We start from the raw sequence: 19,935 nt of genomic DNA, 5'->3' as shown, positions 1-19,935 counted from the left end.
TCCAAATAAGAAAAGACTTTTAATAACTTAAAAAGAAAACAGGATGAATATGAAGAAAAATATTGGCTTATCACGTGCACACTATGTTGTGGCTGCGATCACGGTACTCGACGTGATTTATATGATTTACCATTACATGGAATTAAATGACCCTATTCCTACATATTTATTTGGTGGAATTATTGGAAAAGGGGTAGTTATTGGGCTCCATATATACGCTGCTAAAAGAGTTTTAGATGGCACAAAAAATTCTAGATATATTTCTCTTTTTCTAACGATATTTTTACTTTTTGCGTTTCCTATAGGAACCATTCTTGGCGTGATTATGCTGTTTTTATTATATAAATGGGAGAAAGAGCTAGATTTCATTAGCGTCATTAAATAAAAGCAATAGGAGCTGTTTTACTGGATTGACCATAAGCTCCGATAAATTTCTTTGCATGGTCATCCAAAATTATCAAAAAAGTATTAAAGTACTATGCAACAAGTTGCAAAAAATTATTGGGACGCAGCATGACAAGTTACGCCAATTTATTAAAACCATTACATTTAGGCTTTACCACCATTAAAAACCGTGTGGTGATGGGATCCATGCATACGGGGCTTGAAGACCGTTTTTACAATTACCCAAAACTGGCAGCTTATTTTGAAGAGCGTGCAAAAGGTGGGGTTGGCCTGATTGTGACTGGGGGGATTTCTCCAAACCGTCAAGGTTGGCTACTACCCATGGGTGGAACCATGAATGGTTTAATCGATATTCCACAGCACCGTCTGGTTACACATGCTGTGCATAAGCATGGTTCAAAAATTTTAATGCAAATTTTGCATGCTGGCCGTTATGGTTATCAACCTTTTGCAGTATCTTCTAGTCCGATCAAATCGCCAATTTCACCATTTAAACCGCGTCAGCTTTCTGAAAAAAATATTTTAAGTACGATTGATGACTATGCACACTGTGCTGACATTGCCAAAAAAGCGGGCTATGACGGCGTTGAAATTATGGGCTCGGAAGGTTATCTCATTAACCAGTTTTTAAGCAGCCATGTGAACCAGCGTACTGACCGTTGGGGCGGTGATATTGAAAACCGTATGCGCTTTCCGGTCGAAGTCGTAAAGGCGATTCGTGCAAAAGTTGGTGAAAAATTTATTATCTGTTTCCGCTTGTCGTTGCTCGATTTAGTTCATGACGGTAACACTATGCAAGAGGTGGTGACTGTAGCCAAAGCTTTAGAAAAAGCAGGGGTGACTTTATTAAATACCGGCATTGGCTGGCATGAAGCTCGTGTTCCGACCATTGTCACGTCTGTACCTCGTGCAGCTTTTGTTGATTACACGGCTCATGTAAAACAACATATTTCTATTCCGATTATTGCGTCAAACCGGATTAACATGCCTGAAACTGCCGAAGAAATTTTGGCAACTGGCAAAGCAGATATGGTTCAAATGGCACGTCCTTTATTGGCCGATGCATTTTGGGTAAATAAAACTGCGACTAACCGCGTTGATGAAATTAATACCTGTATTGCCTGTAACCAAGCGTGTTTAGACCATGCTTTTAAAAATAAGCGTGTGTCTTGTTTGGTTAACCCACGTGCAGGGCATGAAACAGAACTGGTCTATTTAAAAACTAAACAGCCTAAGCGCATAGCAGTGGTGGGTGGCGGTGTAGCAGGAATGTCCGCGGCAACTGTTGCGGCAAGCCGTGGCCACGCGGTCACTTTATTTGAAGCAACGGCGGAAGTAGGTGGTCAATTTAACTTTGCCAAGGTGGTGCCGGGCAAAGAAGAATTCCACGAAACAATTCGCTACTTTAAAGTCCAACTCGAAAAAACAGGGGTGGACGTACGTTTAAATACTCGCGTGAACCGTGAGCAGCTTGAACGTGAAGGTTTTGATGAAGTGATTGTTGCAACGGGTGTAATTCCTCGTGCATTAAAAATTGAAGGAAGTAATGCACCGCAAGTCCTTTCCTATGCTCAAGTTCTAAAAGGAGCAGAAGTTGGACAAAAAGTTGCAGTGATTGGTGCGGGTGGTATTGGTTTTGATGTGTCTGAGTTTTTACTTAAACCGCCACATCAACCACAGCCTCAACCTTTAGCCGAGTGGCAACGTGAATGGGGTGTGGACCCAGATCCAAACTACATTTCTGAAGGGGGAATGCAGCCGCCAGTCGTTGAACCAGCAATCCGTGAAATTTATTTATTGCAACGTAAAACCACACCACTTGGTATTGGTCTAGGCAAAACTTCGGGTTGGGTCCATCGTGCACAGCTTAAAAAGCATGGTGTGCGTATGCTGCGTGGTGTGCAATATAAAGCAGTTACCGAAGAAGGACTTTGGATTGAACATAATGGTCAAGACCAACTTTTACGTGTAGACACGGTTGTGGTGTGTGCAGGACAAGAGTCGGTAAAAGACTTGATGCCAAAAGAAGGTGAGTCGACGATCGCGAACTACCATATTATTGGTGGTGCAAAGCTCGCAGCAGAGCTAGATGCCAAGCGTGCGATCAAAGAAGGAGCAGAATTGGCTGCCCAACTGTAAAATTGATGAAACAATACGCACTTGAACACAAAGCGATGATATTTTTCTTGAATAAAATGAATAAGCTTTGTATTCTTACGCACATGGAAGCGTGGCAGAGCGGTTTAATGCACCGGTCTTGAAAACCGACGAGGGTGTGAGTCCTCCGTGAGTTCGAATCTCACCGCTTCCGCCAAATTCGAAAAGCCCCTGTTAAAAGCAGGGGCTTTTTTTATGCTTAAAATAAAAACTACAACTCTATTTAGCTTAAATATTGCTAATAAATGCCGAAAATTTCATATAAATCAATTGAGTATATATTTTAATCAAAATTACTATCTTTATATAATATATTTTATATTTTCAATATCTTAGCTATAAGAGGTCTATATCTCAGAATCGTACAAGTTATTTGTAGAATATTCATTTATTGATATATGATGAGGCCATATTTAGAAACTGTTTCAAAACATAATTCTATTGTTCAGCGAGCAAGTTCAAGGAAGGAATGATGCTGAATTCAGTTTTCTAAACCCGATATCTGGAAATTATTTCCGCCCCAAAATTGTATTTTGACCCATTGGTTGGCAATGCCTAACTCTTTTATAAGATAGGCGTTTCCTATTTTAGGATGTATCTATGAAAAAATTATTTAGTGTTCTGTTCAGCGCATCTGTTCTAACACTGACTGCATGTAATAAAGAACCTGCAAAAACTGAAAATACAGCATCAGCTAAAGACAAAACTGAGTCAGTTCGAACAATTAAACTGGTTTCTACAGGTTCAGACACTGACGTATGGAAATACGTGGCGACGCTGCCTGAAACTGCTCAAGCGGGCATTAAACTCGAAGTGACTAACCTGACTGACTATGTTGTATTGAATACATCTGTAGCCAGTGGCGAACAAGACGTAAATGCGTTCCAGTCATTTAACTATTTGGCAGCTTATAACTCTTCAAATACAGCTAAAGTTGCTGCTGTTGCGACAACTTACCTAGAGCCAATGGGTATTTATGCAAATAAAGTTAAATCTGTTGAAGAGTTCCCACAAGGCGCGACCATCGCAATTCCAAACGATACTGCTAACGAAGCGCGTGCTTTAACATTATTACAGTCTGCTAAACTGATTAAACTCAAACCAGACTTTGACCCTGTAAAAGGGACGACCAATGACGTCGTTGAAAACCCTAAAAACTTACAATTAAAACCAATTCAAATGACTACGGCAGTTCGTGTTAAAAACGATGTAGATGCGATTGTGTTGGGTAATACATTGGCGCTTGAAGGCGGCTTAAATGTAATGAAAGATGCGATCTTCCGTGAGCCTATTGATCAGTCTACAAAGCTTTATGTGAATTTGTTAGGTGTTGCTGAAGCGAACAAAAACGATCCGATCTATACAAAACTTGGTGAACTTTACCACTTACCTAAAGTTCAAAAGTTTGTGAGCGAAAAATTTGGTGGCACAAAAGTTGAAGTGAACAAGCCTGTTTCTGAATTCACAGATATTAAATAAGTAATTTTTTAATTAAAATTATTTTTCAAAGCTAAGCTCTGGTAATCGGGGCTTAGCTTTTTATTTTAATATCGTGTGCTTTATATGTTAAAGAAGTATTTATTTCTTTAAATCTTTCTTTGCAATTACAAGAAGTTCATTAAGTGTTTGCTTATGGTATTTATATTCTGATTCATAAACCTCCCATGAAGGATTTGAGCGTTGATCTAAAGCCTCTCTATTACGTAACTTTACTAATTCATTCACAGCATCGTCAGATACATAAAGAGATGCTAAGTCAGTTGCTCTATGAAGTTTCCTCATACTATTTGAATACTTCTGATTTAGGTCTTTAGCTCGTTCTTCAGAAATAAAATAGTCTTGTCCATAATCTTCTTTATAAACATCATAAAATCGTACCATGTCATAAAGTGCATTAATTATTTCTGTATAAGCTTGTTCTTTCCTATCCCACCATTTTTCAGTATAGAACTTTTTCATAGTCCAAATTGAAGTCAGATAAGATGAAACTATGGCAATAATGGTTCCAGATACAATGCTAATTATTAGATTTTGGTACATTTTATATGTCTATCAAGTGCATAATATAGATAAGAAATCTTAACAGCCTGAGCAAATAAAGCTCTTATTTTTTTAAAGAAAATAAAAGATGCCAGCAAAGCTGGAATAAAATCTGGTACATATTTACTAAAGCCTGCCAAATCGATAGCTCTTTCAAAGATACTGACCCACACAATTTCAAACATAATAAATGTGAGAATTTCACTAATAATTTTACAGTTGCGCTCTAAATTTTTCATTTTATTACCTCATGTTTTTCTAAATTTATCAATGAATAGCATGATATATGAAACACCTACGGATACCCAATTCAAAAAAAATTTTATCAGTAAGCTTTTTGCTAAGGCTACCTTTCTGCAAATTCTAAAATCCTCTGCAAAAGCAGAGACTTTTTTGCACTTAGGTAACTTAGCTTTGAGTTATTTAGAACTATATAGTTGATTTAATATGTACATAAATATTAAATTATAAAAAATTTATGAACTAGACTTTAGGTAGACATAAGTTAATTAAGGTGTAATTTTTTGAAAAATTCCAATTTCCATGAGTTGCTAATAGTTTTTATTTTGAATGAACAACTTTCAAAGATAAAATTTGCATTAAATTAGTTTAAATAATTAAGAAACTCTTACTACTTATAGATCTTATAATATGAACTTTCAAAATTTTATCGTATATGATTGGGAAATTTCTTATACTTACTCAAGTTATTTATCATTTGATAAAATTGAGTTAGATGAATTAGCAATTCGTCTGATTGTTAATGATCTAGCTGAGTTAATTATTGAGTCCAATCAAATAGCTTATTGGAAGTTTAATGATGAACTTCAGGTAGCTCAATTGATTCTTACCTTAGATGAAAATAGAAGCTCTGGAGTAGTCCATTTAGAGCCTTTACTAGGTTCAACTTTTGAGATGACAGATAGTGTTAAAATATTTTTTAATGATGCTTGTAATTTAATTTTTTCTGATCAAAAGCTTTTCAATACAAAAGATGTAAAAAAAAATATTAGAGTATATTTCCAAAAATTTTTAGCTAAATATTCTTATGGAGAGTTTTTAATTCTTCCATATTTTAAGATTTTTGAAGATGGTGTGACACTTGTAAAATATAAGTTAAAATCTAAAAGTGAAGAAGAAGTGGCAGATTTTATTGAAAACCTTGTAAATATGGGGTTAAATAAATTTTTAGATATTAAAGTTTCTCCTTCTGTATCTAAATTAAGTAGTATTGCTTATATGTATTCTATTAAACAAAGTATTTTTAGTAGATTTCAATGTTTAAGAGATGCAAAGGTTCATCTTAATGAAGTTAATAATAGAGCTACTGATTATGAATATGAGAATAAAAAAATTAAATTGGTTGAGCTCCCAAGAGTGGAAAATAATCATGATAACTTTAGTTCTTTGACCCTAACTTATTTAAATATAATAAATTATATATATATAGCGCCCAAAAATGACTGGCAGTTCTTATTGTTCGGTATTAAACAAAATATTCATCAATCAAATTATTGGTCAGGCAGGCCATATGTATATTTAATTGATTTTAAAAGTAAAAAGCGAAAATCATCACAAAACAATAATAAGTTTTACAAAGAATTTATAGGCATACTCCAAAGAGCTTATAACCCGTACACTACAATTCAAGATCTACCAGAAGATATGAGATATTTTGAAGATTCTTCTGATTTTATTTCATCTTCTGGATATTTGTGTGCATTTTCTAGTATTTTAAATGATAATGGAGTTAAACAATCTATATATGATAAAGAAATTATCAGTGAGTATTTAGAATATGGTTATATTATTCATAGGGCTCTAAAAGCAAAAATTCAATATTCTACTGATTTATCAGATACATTTTCGTTAAGATCAGATGTTAATAATTTAGATGAGTTGTATGAACTTTCTTATTCAGGAGAAGTAAGAAGTTTCTTAGAAAAGGGTTGGCAAGAGTTTGGTTTGTCTAAAATTAAGAAACAAATAGATGAGAAAATAAACATAGATCATGATTATAAGAACTATAAATATCAAATATATAATAATAATTTTAATAGGATTTTAACTATTGTTTTTGGTATTTTAACTATTCCTACTTTAGCTAAAGAGATAATTGTTCCAATATGGATATATTCAGAAATAATGGTTCCAATAGACAAGAATTTAATGAATATTTTTAGTTTAATTATTGCATTTTTTATTATATTAACTATTGTTTATATTCTTCGTATATTGTTAATATACAACAATAAGTAGTTGAATCTTATATGGTTTATTTTATTAAACATTATCAATATTTAAAATAAAATTGGTCTGAATATCCATTTTATTTTAAATATTGAATTGTAGGTTTTTTTCCAGTTGGAAGCTCTCACCACTAGGCTGTTTCCCCCCTTTATAAACCCCGATTTAACAATAACTCTCTCATTATTTATCCTTACTTTTTAATGATCTAAATTAAAACAAATGTCATTTTGTGTGCTTGACTGTAATAGAACAGGGTACTATTCTTTGCCTGCTGGCCACATTGCCAGCCGGCTTTGACAGGCTGATTCAAACGAACACTAAAGGTTTTATACTTTTAGTGTGTGCACCCTCGTGCCCCCTCTGCGGCGGAACGGGAGGGGGACACCTGTGGGTGTGCTGGCCTCGTTTGACCAGTCTGTCAACCTTCTTCCGTTCTGCCACCATAATTTTAATGACTTGGCAGAACTCCCAATAAAAAGGAGTTGGCTTTGCACATTCATTATTTCTTGGCAGTCTTTGCCAAAGTCTATATCGACACGACTTAAATTTATAAGCAGCTTGAACGCCATAAGGTTTTCAGGCCTTAGTCATTTTTACTTAAAACTTATCAACTACAAAATTTGAGATGTGCCAAGCACCGTCTTACGGCTTTGCTGTGCCTTTTTTTCTCCCAGAAAGGGCACAGGCTTTTTATCTCATTTAGAAACAACAAGAATTTATAACGGTAAAACGATGTCAACTTTAGAAATATCTTCCAAAAAATTACAGGTTGTTCAAACCGCCATCCAACTCTTTACAACGCATGGGTTCCATAATGCAGGCGTAGACCTGATTATCAAAAAATCCAAAATTCAAAAGGCCACGTTTTATAACTACTTTCACTCAAAAGAACGCCTTGTTGAAATGTGCCTAATCTTTCAAAAAAGTCGGCTAAAAGAAGAAGTACTGGCAATTATCTACTCACATCGTTACCCAACCGCAAACGATAAACTTAAAGAAATTTTTCTTTTACATGTCGATTTAAACAGTTTTTACTTTTTGCTATTTAAGGCCATTTTTGAAATCAAGCTGCTTTATCCTCGCGCCTATCGAATGGCGATTGAATATAGAAAATGGCTGCTTAAAGAGCTTTTTGAGTTGATATTTACTCTAGAAACCAGGGCTTTAAAGCCCGATGCAAACATGATTTTATTTATGATTGACGGTGCAATCATCCAACTTTTAGATCCAAATAAAGCTGGTGAAACGGAGCAGTTTTGGGAGTATTTTTACTCAATGGTTAAATTATTAGATTAATTGATAGTCTTTTTGTATATAATATGTATTCTTTATATTTTGTAATCATTATAGAGTAAACATGAAAAAAATATTAATCATTACTACTTTGAGTTCTTTCGGTTTAATTGCTTGTTCAACTACTGAAACTTCAAGAACGATACAAAGCCCGCAAGTAACTGTAGCTACATCACAAATTAAATATACGGGAGTAAAGGCTCCTGTTTCTATTGGTAAGTTTGATAATCGCTCTAGTTATATGAGAGGTGTTTTCTCTGACAATGTAGACCGTCTAGGCGGACAGGCAAAAACTATTCTTGAGACACATTTACAGCAAACTGGTTATTTTACAGTTTTAAATCGAGACAATTTATCTGAGATTAAACAAGAAGTTGGGTATAGCAATACGAGCCAATCTATTAAAGGTGCTCGTTATGTCATCACAGGTGACGTATCTGAGTTTGGTCGCAAAGAAGTAGGTGATCAGCAATTATTTGGTATTTTAGGTCGCGGTAAACAGCAAGTTGCTTATGCAAAAGTTAATCTAAATGTCGTTGATGTAAAAACATCTGAAGTCGTGCATTCCGTACAAGGTGCGGGTGAATATGCCTTAGGTGCTCGTGAAGTATTAGGTTTTGGCTCTACAGCTTCTTATGATTCGACTTTAAATGGCAAAGTACTTGATTTAGCTGTTCGTGAAGCAGTTAATAATCTTGTAACAGATATTCAAAATAACCGTTGGTCAATTCAATAATTTTGGATATGTGTTAAATGAAAAAAATTCTTTTAAGCAGTTTTCTTGCTATGGGATTGGTTGGGTGTGCCGCTGGTCCTCAACCTTTATATAATTGGGGAACTTATACTCATCAAACCTATTTGATGTATAACGCACCAGAGAAAGCGACACCAAGTACGCAAATCACAAAATTAGAAGCTGAAATTGAGAAAACTAAAGGCAAGGGCTTAGCCGTTCCGCCAGGTTTATATGCACATTTAGGATTATTGTATTTACAAGAAAATAATTCTCAAAAAGCAATCGAGTATTTCCAGCTTGAACGACAAGTATATCCAGAATCTACAGTTTTAATGGATCGCTTATTGCAAAAAATGAATGCGAATGGTGGGAATGCAAAATCATGATGAAGAAATTTCTAATTGCTGGTTTGGTTATCTCTAGCCTTGCATTTACTGGATGTGCCGTTACTCCACAACCTAATAAAGATATTACAGCTTATAAAGCTCATATGCCAAAATCGATTTTGGTATTGCCTCCAGTCAATGATTCGCCTGATGTAAAAGCGACTTATAGTTATTGGCCTACTGTGGTGGCACCTGTGGCAGAAGCGGGTTATTACGTTTTCCCAATCTCTGTCGTAGACAATATGTTTAAAGAGAATGGGGTTACTAATGGCAGTGATGCTCAGTCTATTGCACCCCAGAAATTACAAGAGATTTTTGGTGCAGACGCAGCTTTATATATTCGAATTAAAGAATATGGTTCTAAATACCAAGTGATTCAGAGTGTCGCGACAGTAAGTGCTGAAGCAAAGCTTGTTGATTTAAAAACTGGAGATGTGATTTGGACAGGTGAGAAAAAACTTGTTCAAGCAAGTAATGATGGTAATGCGGGTTTAATCGGAATGGTCGTCGGTGCTTTAGTTGAACAGATTGCTGGCAGCTTTACTGATCGGGCTTATCCATTAGCGAGTATGGTAAATACTCAACTTTTTACCCCGACGACTTATAATCCGGGTATGGGGTTGTTATATGGTCCACGTTCACCAAAATATCAACAAGATGGAGTAGCAGCTAAGTAAATTAAAGTCTTAACTAAAGTTTTACTTTATTAAAAATAGGCTATTACCTAGATTCATTATATGAAACGCTAGATAAAAATTTATTATTCTAAATGGTTTATGAAATTTCTGGGTTAGGCAGGAGAACTAGAGCAACTAGTTCTCCTCTTTAATTTAAATTACTTCTTTTGCTTAAAACGGTATTTACACTTTAGACAACGATAATCTTGAAAAATATTCTTGTCGATTATTACGCCAGCTTTTTTACCAAAAATGTTACCAACTACACCGCCAGTAATTCCTGCACTAATGGCACCAACAAAAGTCCCTACAGTTCCACCAACAATTACACCTAAAGGACCAGCAACAGTACCAATAGCCGCTCCAACAGTCGCGCCAGTTGCTGCACCGCCTACCGTACCTGCTGTTGTGCCAGCAGCTGTCAGTAAAACACCGCCAGTTGTTCTAAGTAATTTGTCATGGTCACGTGCTTCAATTTCTGTAGAACCACACTTAGGACATTGCAGAGCTTTTTCCATAAAATTTCCTGTCTTTCATCATTGAGTGACACAGTACGGCGCTAAATCAGTGTAGTGGGTAAAGAATCTGTCTTACGATGGAGTATCTTTTGCCTGTTGAGTGATTGCAACGATAACTGGTCTGCTTTGATTTTAGCTGAACATTGACACAAATATTTATAGATCATGTAAACACTTGTACTTTAATAATTATCTCATTAAATACTAATGTTTAGAATGACTAAGGCTTACATATCAATGTGTCTAGTAGAGAAAAATTCAATAATGATGAATAAAATGTGAATGGTTTTTTGAGTAGATTTTTTGAAGTTACTTAGGGTAACAAGCTATTCAATGATAAAAGGCTTATCCTGTTTGAATAAGCCTTTTTGAATATTAGAGAGCTTTTTTCCAACTCAGAAATTTATATAGTCCAAACATGAAAGTAATCCAGATTGGAATTAAAATCACCGATTTTTCAAATCCTTGAGTCCACATGATGTATAAAATTATGCCAATAAAAATCAAAATAATATAGTTACTTAAAGGTGAAAATAGAGCAGGGAATTTGGCAACTTTGTCTTCAAGTTTCATGGCGCGTTTAAACTTTAAATGAGTAAAGCTAATAATGGCCCAGTTTAAAACCAGTGCAGCCACGGCCATGTACATGAGATAGCTTAAAGCTTGTTCTGGGATAAAGTAGTTCAGTAATACACAACCAAAAATCAGAATAGAAGAAAAGATAACAGCCGGTGTAGGAACACCTTGTTTGCTGACTTTTGTAAAAATTTTGGATGCGTGACCTTGTACAGCGAGGCCATATAACATACGACTGTTTGCATACATACCGCTGTTATAAACCGACAGTGCAGCCGTCAAAATAATAAAGTTAAGCAAATGCGCTGCCCAGCCAATCCCAAGCTGGCTAAAAATCATCACAAATGGACTTTTATCTAAACCACCGAGGTCAAGCTGATTCCACGGAATAAGCGACATGATGATGGCAAGCGAAGCCACATAGAAAACCAAGATTCGAAAGATGACTTGGTTAATGGCTTGTGGAATGCTTTTTTCTGGATTTTCGGCTTCAGCGGCAGTCATCCCAATCAGTTCAATACCGCCAAAAGCAAACATTAAAAAGGCGAGCATATAAAATAGGCCCGAGAACCCATGCGGGAAAAATCCGCCATGCTGCCATAAGTTTGAGAAGCTAGCGATAGAATCACTACCCGCGGTAAGCAATAAATATAAGCCAAACACGATCATGGCAATGACCGCCGCAACTTTAATAATAGCTAACCAAAACTCAGATTCGCCATAAAATTTAACGTTGCCTAAGTTCAAACATGTGACCAAAACAAAGAAAAATAAGGCTGATATCCAAGCAGGAATGTGGGGCCACCAGTAATGCACATATTTAGCAACTGCTGTCAGTTCGGTCATCGCGACCAGAATATAAACCACCCAATAGTTCCAGCCCGATAAAAAACCAGGGAATTTCCCCCAATATTTTTGTGCAAAGTAACTAAAGGAACCAACCACAGGTTCTTCTACGATCATTTCACCCATTTGGCGCATAATTAAAAATGCGACCAAACCGACAATGGCATAACCTAAAATAATAGAAGGACCAGCAGACTGGATGACTTGTGCAGAGCCTAAAAATAAACCTGTCCCGACAGCACCACCCATAGCGATCAACTGGATATGGCGATTTTTAAGTCCGCGTTTTAATTGGGAAGATGAATTGCTCAAAATATATGCGCTGAATAAAAAAGCTGGCGCTATTGTAATAGATTGGTTAGGGATAACCTAGTTTGAAAAGGATTTTACTCAGCTAAATAAAAAGGATCCGTACAAAGCTATACGGATCCCTTTTTGAAATCGGTTATTTTATAAATTAGAAAGATACCATTTTGCCCGGATTAATCATTGCACCGATGCCATACATGCTTTTAGCGAGTGGAATAACAACGGGAGCAAGGGTACGACCAAAAATAATATTTTGATGATCAATTTTAGATAACATTTCGAAGTCTTTAGATTGCCCAACAAAGTCATTTGCAATGGCTTTACCAATGCGTACCGTCTGAGCAACGCCGTGACCACTCCAGCCATGAACAGCATAGATTGGGAATTTATTGCCAAACTTACGGCTATCGACTGCACCATTTACGGTTAAATCAGTAGTTCCACTCCAGACAAAATCCATTTCTAGATTTTTAATTTGCGGGAACACTGTATGAATTCGATGTTCTAGATAATTTAATGTTTTTTCTGGTCCCCAGCATGTTCCTGTACCTTGACCACCAAACAATAAGCGGTTGTTAAACACGGGACGGTAGTAATCAATTTGGAACTGTGTGTCATAAACAGGGTGCCCAAACGGTAAAATCTCTTTTGTATCAAACTCGAGCGGGGCTGTCGTTGCAACATAAGTATAGAACGGAATAGTAGTATTGTTTTGCTCTGATAAAAGTTTAAAAGAAGCATGGTGCACGGCTAACACCACAGATTTTTTAGCTTTCACGACAGCATTTGCAGTTTGAACATAAATACCATCTGCTTTTTCTTCTATTGAAATGACTTCTGTTTGTTCATAAACATTACCGCCATTTTGGCAAAAGCCATAAATTAAACCACGGTTTAAAGCTAAAGGATGAATTTGTCCACCCAACTCATCAATTAAACCACCTGTGTAATAATCAGACTTAATATAGTCCATGAGTTCATGTTTACCCACAATGCGGGTATGGTCTTCACCTAAATATTTTCGTGCATCGGCGCCTTGTGTTAAACCGACTAAATGTCCTTCATGAACGGCAGCAGTAATATGACCGTATTTTCGGTCAAAGTTAAGCTGGTATTTTTCTGAGATATCATCAATGAGTTGCATCGCTTCCGTAGAGGTAAAATGCCATAGCTTTTTGGCATCTTCGTAGCTAAGTCGATCGGCCATTTCTTGAGCTTCCCAACGTGCTAAACCCGGTGTCAGTTGTCCGCCATTGCGTCCAGAAGCTGCGCTACCTACACGGTTTTTTTCTAATAAAACAGTCTCTACGCCTTGTTCAGCTAAATGTAAGGCCGTAGATGAACCCAATAAACCACCGCCAATAACTACCACATCACATTCAATATCAGCTTTTAAGCTGTCAAAAGTATGCCAATCAGAAAGTGAGCTTTCATAATAGTTTGCAGGGTTATCTACCGAGGTGCCATTAACCGTGGATGTATCAAATTCTGCATGTTTTGGATTTAACCAGCTCCACTCTTTACCTACTTGTAGAGATTTACTCGGTTTATATTCCACGTCTTTTAAAAGTTGAGGTTTAGAAATAATTTTCATGACAAATTTCCTTAAAAATTAATAAGCATTACTAATAGCAATACTTTGTTTTTTAATCGTTTTATAGATAAATAGGAGAATGCCCAAAGCTAACCAGAAACATCCAAAAATCAGTGAAGATGAGTCAAGATTGAGCCAGAGGCAAATAATGCTGATTACAGAGATGAGCGGTAAAAATAGGTTTAGAAATTTGTTTTTAAACCCTAAACGCTGTTTATCTTTAATATAAAACTTCATAAAAACAGAGAAATTTACGGCTGTAAAAGCGACTAGGGCACCAAAGCTGATTAGGCTTACGACTTGGGCTAAATCTAGAAAAACCGCGGACATTGAAATAAGACCAACAAATAAAACCGAAAAAAACGGTGTACCTAATGAAATATGAATTGTCCCAAAATACTTTTTAGGGAAAATATTATCGGTGCCCATTATATACAGTAAACGTGAAGCGCTGGCATGTGAGGCAAGGCCAGAGGCGACTGTGTTCATAATTTGTCCGCATAAAAATACGGATTGGAAAAAAGCACCGCCGACGTAAAGTACAATTTCAGGTAATGCTTCTGAAGGGTGTTGAAAGCGTAGATTATTTGGAAAATAAAGCTGAATAAACCAAGCGGCTGTGAAAAAAATAAGTCCGCCAGCGAGAGTCGTTAACATGACTGCGCGGGGAATATTTTTAGTAGGTTGCTTAGTTTCATTAGAAAGTGTGGTAACCGCATCAAAGCCCAAAAATGAAAAGCACAAAACTGAGGCACCCGCAACGAGGGGGAGTATAGATTGGTGCTCATGCCAGAGTGGAGCCAAAGTAAGCACATGCTCATAACCTTGAGTCGAGCCAATACCCTTAATCACTAAATAAACAAAAATGACCATGAGTATGATGGGTGCAAACACAAACAATAGACTCAAATTGGCGAGTAACCGAATGCGGAAACAATTCACTAAAGTGACTAGGCTCGCTGACACAATTACCCAGAACCAGTAAGGCAGACTTGGAATAAGGGCTGTGAGATAAATTGCGGCTAGCAAAACATTAATGAGAGGCAGTAATAAATAGTCGAGTAGGGAGCACCAACCGACAAAAAAACCACTTTTGGGACCTAAGCTTTCGGCAGTATAACTATATGCCGAGCCTGATTTTTCGGAATTTTTACTAAATCTTGCATAGCTCCAAGCAGTGAGTAGCATGGCGCCAAGTGCGAGTAAATATGCCAGTGGTACATGTCCATTGGTAATACCCGAGACAATACCGAAAGTATCAAACACCGTCATGGGAGTCATGTAGGCAATACCAATAATCGTGACTTGCCAAAGAGACAGTTTTTTTAAGGAAGACGTTTTATTTTCCATGTCATTTCAACCTCAAATTCTTTGTTTTGCTTTTCATCCGGAAAAGCGATGCTATTTTTGAGCCAAAACTTCCCCTAGACCTGAATAAACACGTCTATTTGAAGAAAGTTTGTACAAAAGTGGGTGACTGTTTTGCCTTGGTGATGCCCTAAAGCAAGATCAAATACTTATATTTTTCGACGTCACTCTAGATCACGACCAGTTGAAAAGATTGACACGGTCGTGACAAAACCTGCTCAGGGCTTTGGCCTTTAAATAATGTGCCTGTTCTGATGGTGATGTCATTTGAAGTAATTACTCGAGAAGAGTCGTTAATCACAATTGCTTTTTGTTTTATGTTTTTAAGTTTCGGCATAAGAATTTTTTCGAGTGCGGAAACTAAAATATCGGTAGCAATAACACCGATAAATTGATCACGAATCATGACCGGATGGGCAAGGGTGATGGTGTATGCACCATTGCAAATGTAGTCAACATAAGGCCCATGAATGCACGGACTCTTATTTTGAGCAGGTTTATGGAACCATTCAAAAGAGCGAAAATCTAAAAATCGCTGAGCATTTTGATAGTTTTCAAGTTTAGCTTGTTGTAACTGATCTTCTTTTTTATACCACCATTCGAGTGTCCAATAATCTTGTTCTTCTTGCGTTGCAGGACTATAACTTGCAAAGCCGATGCCTTGACTGTAATGGCTTTCCTGTAAGGCTTTTTTAATTTCTTTTTGCAAAGCTGAACGCTCTGAACCTGAAAGCTTAACGTCTTTTGTTTTTTCAGGTTCATGTTTTGAGAGAATTTTGCTCGCTTTGGTCGCCAGCTTTTCTGTAATGGCTGTGGTTTCCTCAACCACCGTCTTTAACAAATTTTGAAGCTCTTCTATATCTAAATGTTGGGTCATTCCTATAACTCCTAAAATTCCGTATTTCTCACTTGATACTTTATAAGCGCTCTACTTTATTGTTTTTATTCGATAGATAACTTATATCGAAGCATTTGGTCTGTTAGCATCGAAATGATTTTTCGTGCTTGAATAACAGCATCATCTTCATTGCCTTGAACAAAAGATGATAAAAGTTGATGGTATTGAGCGACGACCGATTGATGAAACTGATCATCTTGGTAAAGCACAGCAATGAGCGGTGCCCATTCGGCTTGTATGGTTAACTCTTGATTTGCCAAGCGAGCTGATTGAGCAAAAGAGGTGAGTGTTAACAAGCAACGTAAATCAAGTTGGGCACGTGTGTCTGGTTCAACGGCTTGTTCAAATTGATCAATAAGCTCTTTGATTTTACCCAGTTCATATTCAGTGGTTCTTTGTGCTGCCAAATATGCACCATGGCTTAAAATTGCACTATGAAACTCGCCTAAATCAGCTAGATATTCATTGGAAGCCTGACGCAGAGGGTGCTTGTTTAAGAGTAAATCGGAAGGTAACTCACAAACAAAGCTTCCGCCGTTTCGCCCGCGTCGTGTATCAATCAGACCTTTTACGCGTAAAGTATTTAAAGCTTCACGGACCGTAATGGGTGACACTCCCATTAAGCGAGCTAGATCCGCCTCGTTAGGAAGCTGTTCATTGCTTTTGAGCAATCCAGAGATAATTGCATTTTCCAAGCGTTCTACAACTTGTTCCGATCGAGTTGCCTGAGCGATAGGTGCAAAAATTATCGTATATGCTGACATGGCGAATTCTCTAAAAGCTAAGTCAGAGACTTAGCTTAATGAAACGGATAAATGATTAAAACACGCCATATTGATGGACGGCCTGTTCATCTTCAGGCACAGCTGGTATTGCATCCCAAAGTTCAACAATTTTGCCATTATCGACTCGCCATAATTCAAAATAGGCATGTCGATTTCCGGCAATACTTCCTTCGGAATGTGTCAAGACAAATTGACCATCAGCAATGGAGCGATGCGTTTTGGAGTATACCAAACCTTGTCCTTCATTACGGATATTGTTCAAAAAATCAATGACTGCTTTAACACCATCACCAATGTCTGGACTATGTTGAATGAACTGATCGTCGTGAGTGTATTCTTTAAATGCCTCATAATTGCCATCAATTAATGACTTCTTAAAGAACGAGGTCACAATCTCACGATTTTTCTCTGGGTCATGGTGAGTTACGATTTCGGTTGGGCCATCTAATTGTGTTCTACCACTCACATTTGGCGCGGCTTCTGCCACCAGACCATCCCAGTGTTCCACAATTTTGCCATCTTTCACTCGGTAAATATCAAACCCGACTAAAGGGTTTTCATCTAGGCCCTGAAAGCGGCCATGAATTGCAACCAAGTCACCATCTGCCAATACACGCACAGCTTCATGTTGCATGTCGGGGCAGTCTTCTACCAATTGACGAAGACCTGAAATACCATTTGCAACGAGTGGTGAGTGTTCTATAAAGTCTTCAGAAAAATAACGGTCCAAAGCAGTGGTGTCGTGCAAATTAAATAGCTCGTGATGGGCTTTAGTCACCAAGTCTTTCATTTCTTGCTTATTCATTTTGATCTCCTTTCAAAACGCATTGTTATTATTCGTTTGAACTCATCACATGTTTAACGCGAGTATATTCTTCAAAACCGTAACCAGATAAATCTTTACCATAACCTGATTTTTTGAAACCGCCGTGTGGCATTTCTGCGGTTAAAGGAATATGCGTGTTAATCCAAACTGTACCGAAATCGAGTTCACGAGACAGACGTGTGGCGCGGGCATGATCTTTGGTCCAAACACTTGAAGCTAGGCCATATTCAACATCGTTGGCTTTTTCAATGGCATCATTTTCATCTGTAAATTTCTGAACCGTAATTACTGGTCCAAAAATTTCGTTCTGAATGGCTTCATCATGTTGTTTTAGGCCACTAATAACAGTCGGTTCAAAATAGAAACCTGGGCGGTCTGCCTGTTTTCCGCCTGTTTCAACTTTGGCGTGAGCAGGTAAGTTGTCGATAAACGCTTTAACATTCTTTAATTGATTGGCATTGTTAAGTGGGCCATAAAGCGCGTCTTGATCATCTGGATCGCCAAAACGGGTATTTTTTGCAGCTTCAACGAGTTTAGCTAAAAACTCGTCATGAACAGATTCAGCCACAATCACACGTGTTGCAGCAGTACAGTCTTGGCCTGCGTTGAAATAGCCTGTTAAAGCAATCATTTCAACGGCTTTATCAAGATCGGCATCTTCAAAAACCAGTACAGGTGCTTTACCGCCAAGTTCAAGATGAGCTTTTGCTAAATTTGCCGCAGCAGAAGCAGCAACTTGTAATCCGGCACGAACTGAGCCTGTAATAGAAACGAGTGCAGGGGTCTTATGTGATACAACTTTTGAACCGACTTGTGCTTGGCCTAACACTACGTTAAATGCACCGTTAGGGAAAAATGGTGCAGCAATTTCAGCAAGTAAAAGCGTACTTTCAGGAGTAGTATCACTTGGTTTAAGTACCACGGTATTACCTGCGGCTAAAGCTGGAGCAATTTTCCAGACAGCCATCATGAGTGGATAGTTCCAAGGTGTAACTTGTCCAACTACACCGACTGGTTCGCGGCGAATAGAAGAGGTTAAACCTTCTAAATATTCACCTGAAGCAGTGCCATTGAGTAGGCGGGCAGCACCTGCAAAGAAACGAACCTGATCTGCCGATGCACCCACTTCTTCAGATGCAATTAAGTGTTTTAACTGACCCGTATTACGACTTTGTGCCTCAATTAAACGCTCTGCATTTGCTTCAATAGCATCTGCTAAATTCAGTAATGCTTTTTGACGAGTCGAAGGTGTACTGCGGCCCCAAATTTTAAATGCTTCTTTTGCAGCAGCATAAGCTGCATCAACTTCTGCCTCGGTTGCATTCGGTGATTGTGCATAAACTTCACCAGTCACTGGGCTTACCAAATCGAAATAATCATTTCCTTTGCTAGCAACATATTCGCCGTTAATGAAGTGTTGTAGTTGAGTTTTAGCCATTTTTTATACCTTGTCCTTAGGTTTTAACATATAACATATAATACTATATGTATTATGTTTTAAATTTTCTGTCAAATGCTTTGATGAGAGGAGTGAGTGAAAAAAGTGAAAATTTAAATCAAATTAGATTTTAAGTTTTTGATTTTGATTATTTAAAAAGAATAAAAATTTATTGAAGATTTTTAGGAAAGATTCATTTTCGTAATAGTTCAATAGATTTGATAAAAAATCATAGAATAATTTTTCTAATCGAAAGCAGTTTGATGAGCCAAACATTGTGCTTAGCTCATCAATTTCGTTTCTATGATTTGAAACTAAAGTGAATGATTAGGTCTTATGACTCGCAAGCAGAATGCTAGTTTCACTGTTATAAATACCTGAAATGTTCCTGATTCTTTCTAAAACTTTATCGAAGTTTTCTAAAGTGTCAGAACGTAGCTCGACCAAAATATCCCATTTGCCATTGGTTTTATGCAAACATTCCACGGCACTTTCTAGGCGTAATTCTTTAATCACGGATTGTGCTTTAGTGCCTTCAACCATAATGCTCATCCATGCACGGATGACGTTTCGTTCAGCATTGGGTTTAAACCGTACCGTATATCCGGTAATGATGCCCGAAGACTCTAAATACTCGATTCTCTTTTTTACCGTTGCCCGTGAAACGTGAACTTTTTCGGCTAACTCGGTAACAGACATCCGTGCGTTATCTTTAAGTAAACCTAAAATAATTTGATCAATGTTATCCATATTGTAATTGTCAATTATCAAATTGGTAAAAAATAATTCATTTTTTACTGAATTACAAATTTTGTGAATCAATTTGATTTTGA

General features: G+C 37.1%; 19 protein-coding genes and 1 tRNA gene. 9 read left to right on the top strand and 11 right to left on the bottom strand.

Annotated features, from left to right (window positions below; translation table 11 throughout):
• Positions 1 to 49 precede the first annotated feature (49 nt).
• From KTI79_RS06995 to KTI79_RS06980, 4 genes are all read left to right on the top strand, one after another.
• On the top strand, positions 50 to 385 hold the full coding sequence (locus tag KTI79_RS06995) for a hypothetical protein (protein ID WP_032054851.1): 336 nt from the start codon (positions 50 to 52) through the stop codon (positions 383 to 385).
• A 128-nt stretch (positions 386 to 513) separates the two neighbouring features.
• Positions 514 to 2,544: an NADPH-dependent 2,4-dienoyl-CoA reductase gene (locus KTI79_RS06990; RefSeq protein WP_032054850.1), complete on the top strand. Its 2,031-nt coding sequence runs from the start codon at positions 514 to 516 to the stop codon at positions 2,542 to 2,544.
• Positions 2,545 to 2,629: 85 nt separating this feature from the next.
• Positions 2,630 to 2,719 (top strand) — tRNA-Ser (locus tag KTI79_RS06985).
• Between the two features lie 443 nt (positions 2,720 to 3,162).
• Positions 3,163 to 4,041, top strand: coding sequence for a MetQ/NlpA family ABC transporter substrate-binding protein (locus tag KTI79_RS06980; protein WP_032054849.1), 879 nt, complete (start codon positions 3,163 to 3,165; stop codon positions 4,039 to 4,041).
• A gap of 99 nt (positions 4,042 to 4,140) precedes the next feature.
• Here the strand turns inward: KTI79_RS06980 and KTI79_RS06975 are convergent, their stop codons facing one another.
• Complete coding sequence (locus KTI79_RS06975; RefSeq protein WP_032054848.1) at positions 4,141 to 4,602, bottom strand: hypothetical protein; 462 nt, start codon at positions 4,600 to 4,602, stop codon at positions 4,141 to 4,143.
• A complete protein-coding gene (locus KTI79_RS06970; protein ID WP_050679117.1) occupies positions 4,587 to 4,841 on the bottom strand; it encodes a hypothetical protein in 255 nt (84 codons plus the stop codon). Before KTI79_RS06970 ends, KTI79_RS06975 begins: the two co-directional genes overlap by 16 nt.
• Positions 4,842 to 5,253: 412 nt before the next feature.
• Here KTI79_RS06970 and KTI79_RS06965 point away from each other — a divergent pair, with 412 nt between their 5' ends.
• The 5 genes from KTI79_RS06965 (at position 5,254) to KTI79_RS06945 (ending at position 9,944) form a co-directional block, all read left to right on the top strand.
• On the top strand, positions 5,254 to 6,861 hold the full coding sequence (locus KTI79_RS06965; RefSeq protein WP_032054847.1) for a hypothetical protein: 1,608 nt from the start codon (positions 5,254 to 5,256) through the stop codon (positions 6,859 to 6,861).
• 723 nt (positions 6,862 to 7,584) lie between these two features.
• Positions 7,585 to 8,148 (top strand): TetR/AcrR family transcriptional regulator, encoded by a 564-nt coding sequence (locus tag KTI79_RS06960; protein WP_032054846.1) that lies wholly within the window; start codon positions 7,585 to 7,587, stop codon positions 8,146 to 8,148.
• Between the two features lie 61 nt (positions 8,149 to 8,209).
• Positions 8,210 to 8,881: a CsgG/HfaB family protein gene (locus KTI79_RS06955; protein ID WP_032054845.1), complete on the top strand. Its 672-nt coding sequence runs from the start codon at positions 8,210 to 8,212 to the stop codon at positions 8,879 to 8,881.
• A 17-nt stretch (positions 8,882 to 8,898) separates the two neighbouring features.
• Entirely contained in the window at positions 8,899 to 9,267 is a 369-nt protein-coding gene (locus KTI79_RS06950; RefSeq protein ID WP_032054843.1) for a DUF4810 domain-containing protein, read from the top strand.
• Positions 9,264 to 9,944, top strand: coding sequence for a DUF799 domain-containing protein (locus KTI79_RS06945; protein WP_032054842.1), 681 nt, complete (start codon positions 9,264 to 9,266; stop codon positions 9,942 to 9,944). Before KTI79_RS06950 ends, KTI79_RS06945 begins: the two co-directional genes overlap by 4 nt.
• Before the next feature lie 158 nt (positions 9,945 to 10,102).
• On the opposite strand, the gene KTI79_RS06940 is transcribed toward KTI79_RS06945, so the two are convergent.
• The 9 genes from KTI79_RS06940 to KTI79_RS06900 all read right to left on the bottom strand — a co-directional run bounded on the left by KTI79_RS06940 (position 10,103) and on the right by KTI79_RS06900 (position 19,852).
• On the bottom strand, positions 10,103 to 10,462 hold the full coding sequence (locus KTI79_RS06940) for a hypothetical protein (RefSeq protein ID WP_002120526.1): 360 nt from the start codon (positions 10,460 to 10,462) through the stop codon (positions 10,103 to 10,105).
• A gap of 375 nt (positions 10,463 to 10,837) precedes the next feature.
• Positions 10,838 to 12,196 carry an amino acid permease gene (locus KTI79_RS06935; protein ID WP_079284306.1) on the bottom strand — a complete coding sequence of 453 codons (1,359 nt, stop codon included), beginning with the start codon at positions 12,194 to 12,196 and terminating at the stop codon, positions 10,838 to 10,840.
• 145 nt (positions 12,197 to 12,341) lie between these two features.
• Complete coding sequence (locus tag KTI79_RS06930) at positions 12,342 to 13,787, bottom strand: NAD(P)/FAD-dependent oxidoreductase (protein WP_032054840.1); 1,446 nt, start codon at positions 13,785 to 13,787, stop codon at positions 12,342 to 12,344.
• A gap of 18 nt (positions 13,788 to 13,805) precedes the next feature.
• Positions 13,806 to 15,137, bottom strand: a complete 1,332-nt coding sequence (locus KTI79_RS06925) for an APC family permease (RefSeq protein WP_032054839.1) — start codon at positions 15,135 to 15,137, stop codon at positions 13,806 to 13,808.
• A 187-nt stretch (positions 15,138 to 15,324) separates the two neighbouring features.
• Complete coding sequence (locus KTI79_RS06920; RefSeq protein WP_032054838.1) at positions 15,325 to 16,032, bottom strand: cache domain-containing protein; 708 nt, start codon at positions 16,030 to 16,032, stop codon at positions 15,325 to 15,327.
• A 65-nt stretch (positions 16,033 to 16,097) separates the two neighbouring features.
• Positions 16,098 to 16,817, bottom strand: coding sequence for a FadR/GntR family transcriptional regulator (locus KTI79_RS06915; RefSeq protein WP_017387191.1), 720 nt, complete (start codon positions 16,815 to 16,817; stop codon positions 16,098 to 16,100).
• A gap of 55 nt (positions 16,818 to 16,872) precedes the next feature.
• Positions 16,873 to 17,643: a nuclear transport factor 2 family protein gene (locus tag KTI79_RS06910; protein WP_016802970.1), complete on the bottom strand. Its 771-nt coding sequence runs from the start codon at positions 17,641 to 17,643 to the stop codon at positions 16,873 to 16,875.
• A gap of 28 nt (positions 17,644 to 17,671) precedes the next feature.
• Positions 17,672 to 19,102 (bottom strand): gamma-aminobutyraldehyde dehydrogenase, encoded by a 1,431-nt coding sequence (locus tag KTI79_RS06905; protein ID WP_032054836.1) that lies wholly within the window; start codon positions 19,100 to 19,102, stop codon positions 17,672 to 17,674.
• 327 nt (positions 19,103 to 19,429) lie between these two features.
• Entirely contained in the window at positions 19,430 to 19,852 is a 423-nt protein-coding gene (locus KTI79_RS06900; protein WP_002120489.1) for an Lrp/AsnC family transcriptional regulator, read from the bottom strand.
• Positions 19,853 to 19,935 lie beyond the last annotated feature (83 nt).

The sequence above is a fragment of the Acinetobacter sp. WU_MDCI_Abxd143 genome (assembly GCF_025514195.1).
Lineage (GTDB): Bacteria > Pseudomonadota > Gammaproteobacteria > Pseudomonadales > Moraxellaceae > Acinetobacter > Acinetobacter pittii_H.
This window is presented reverse-complemented; position numbering and strand designations above follow the sequence as displayed.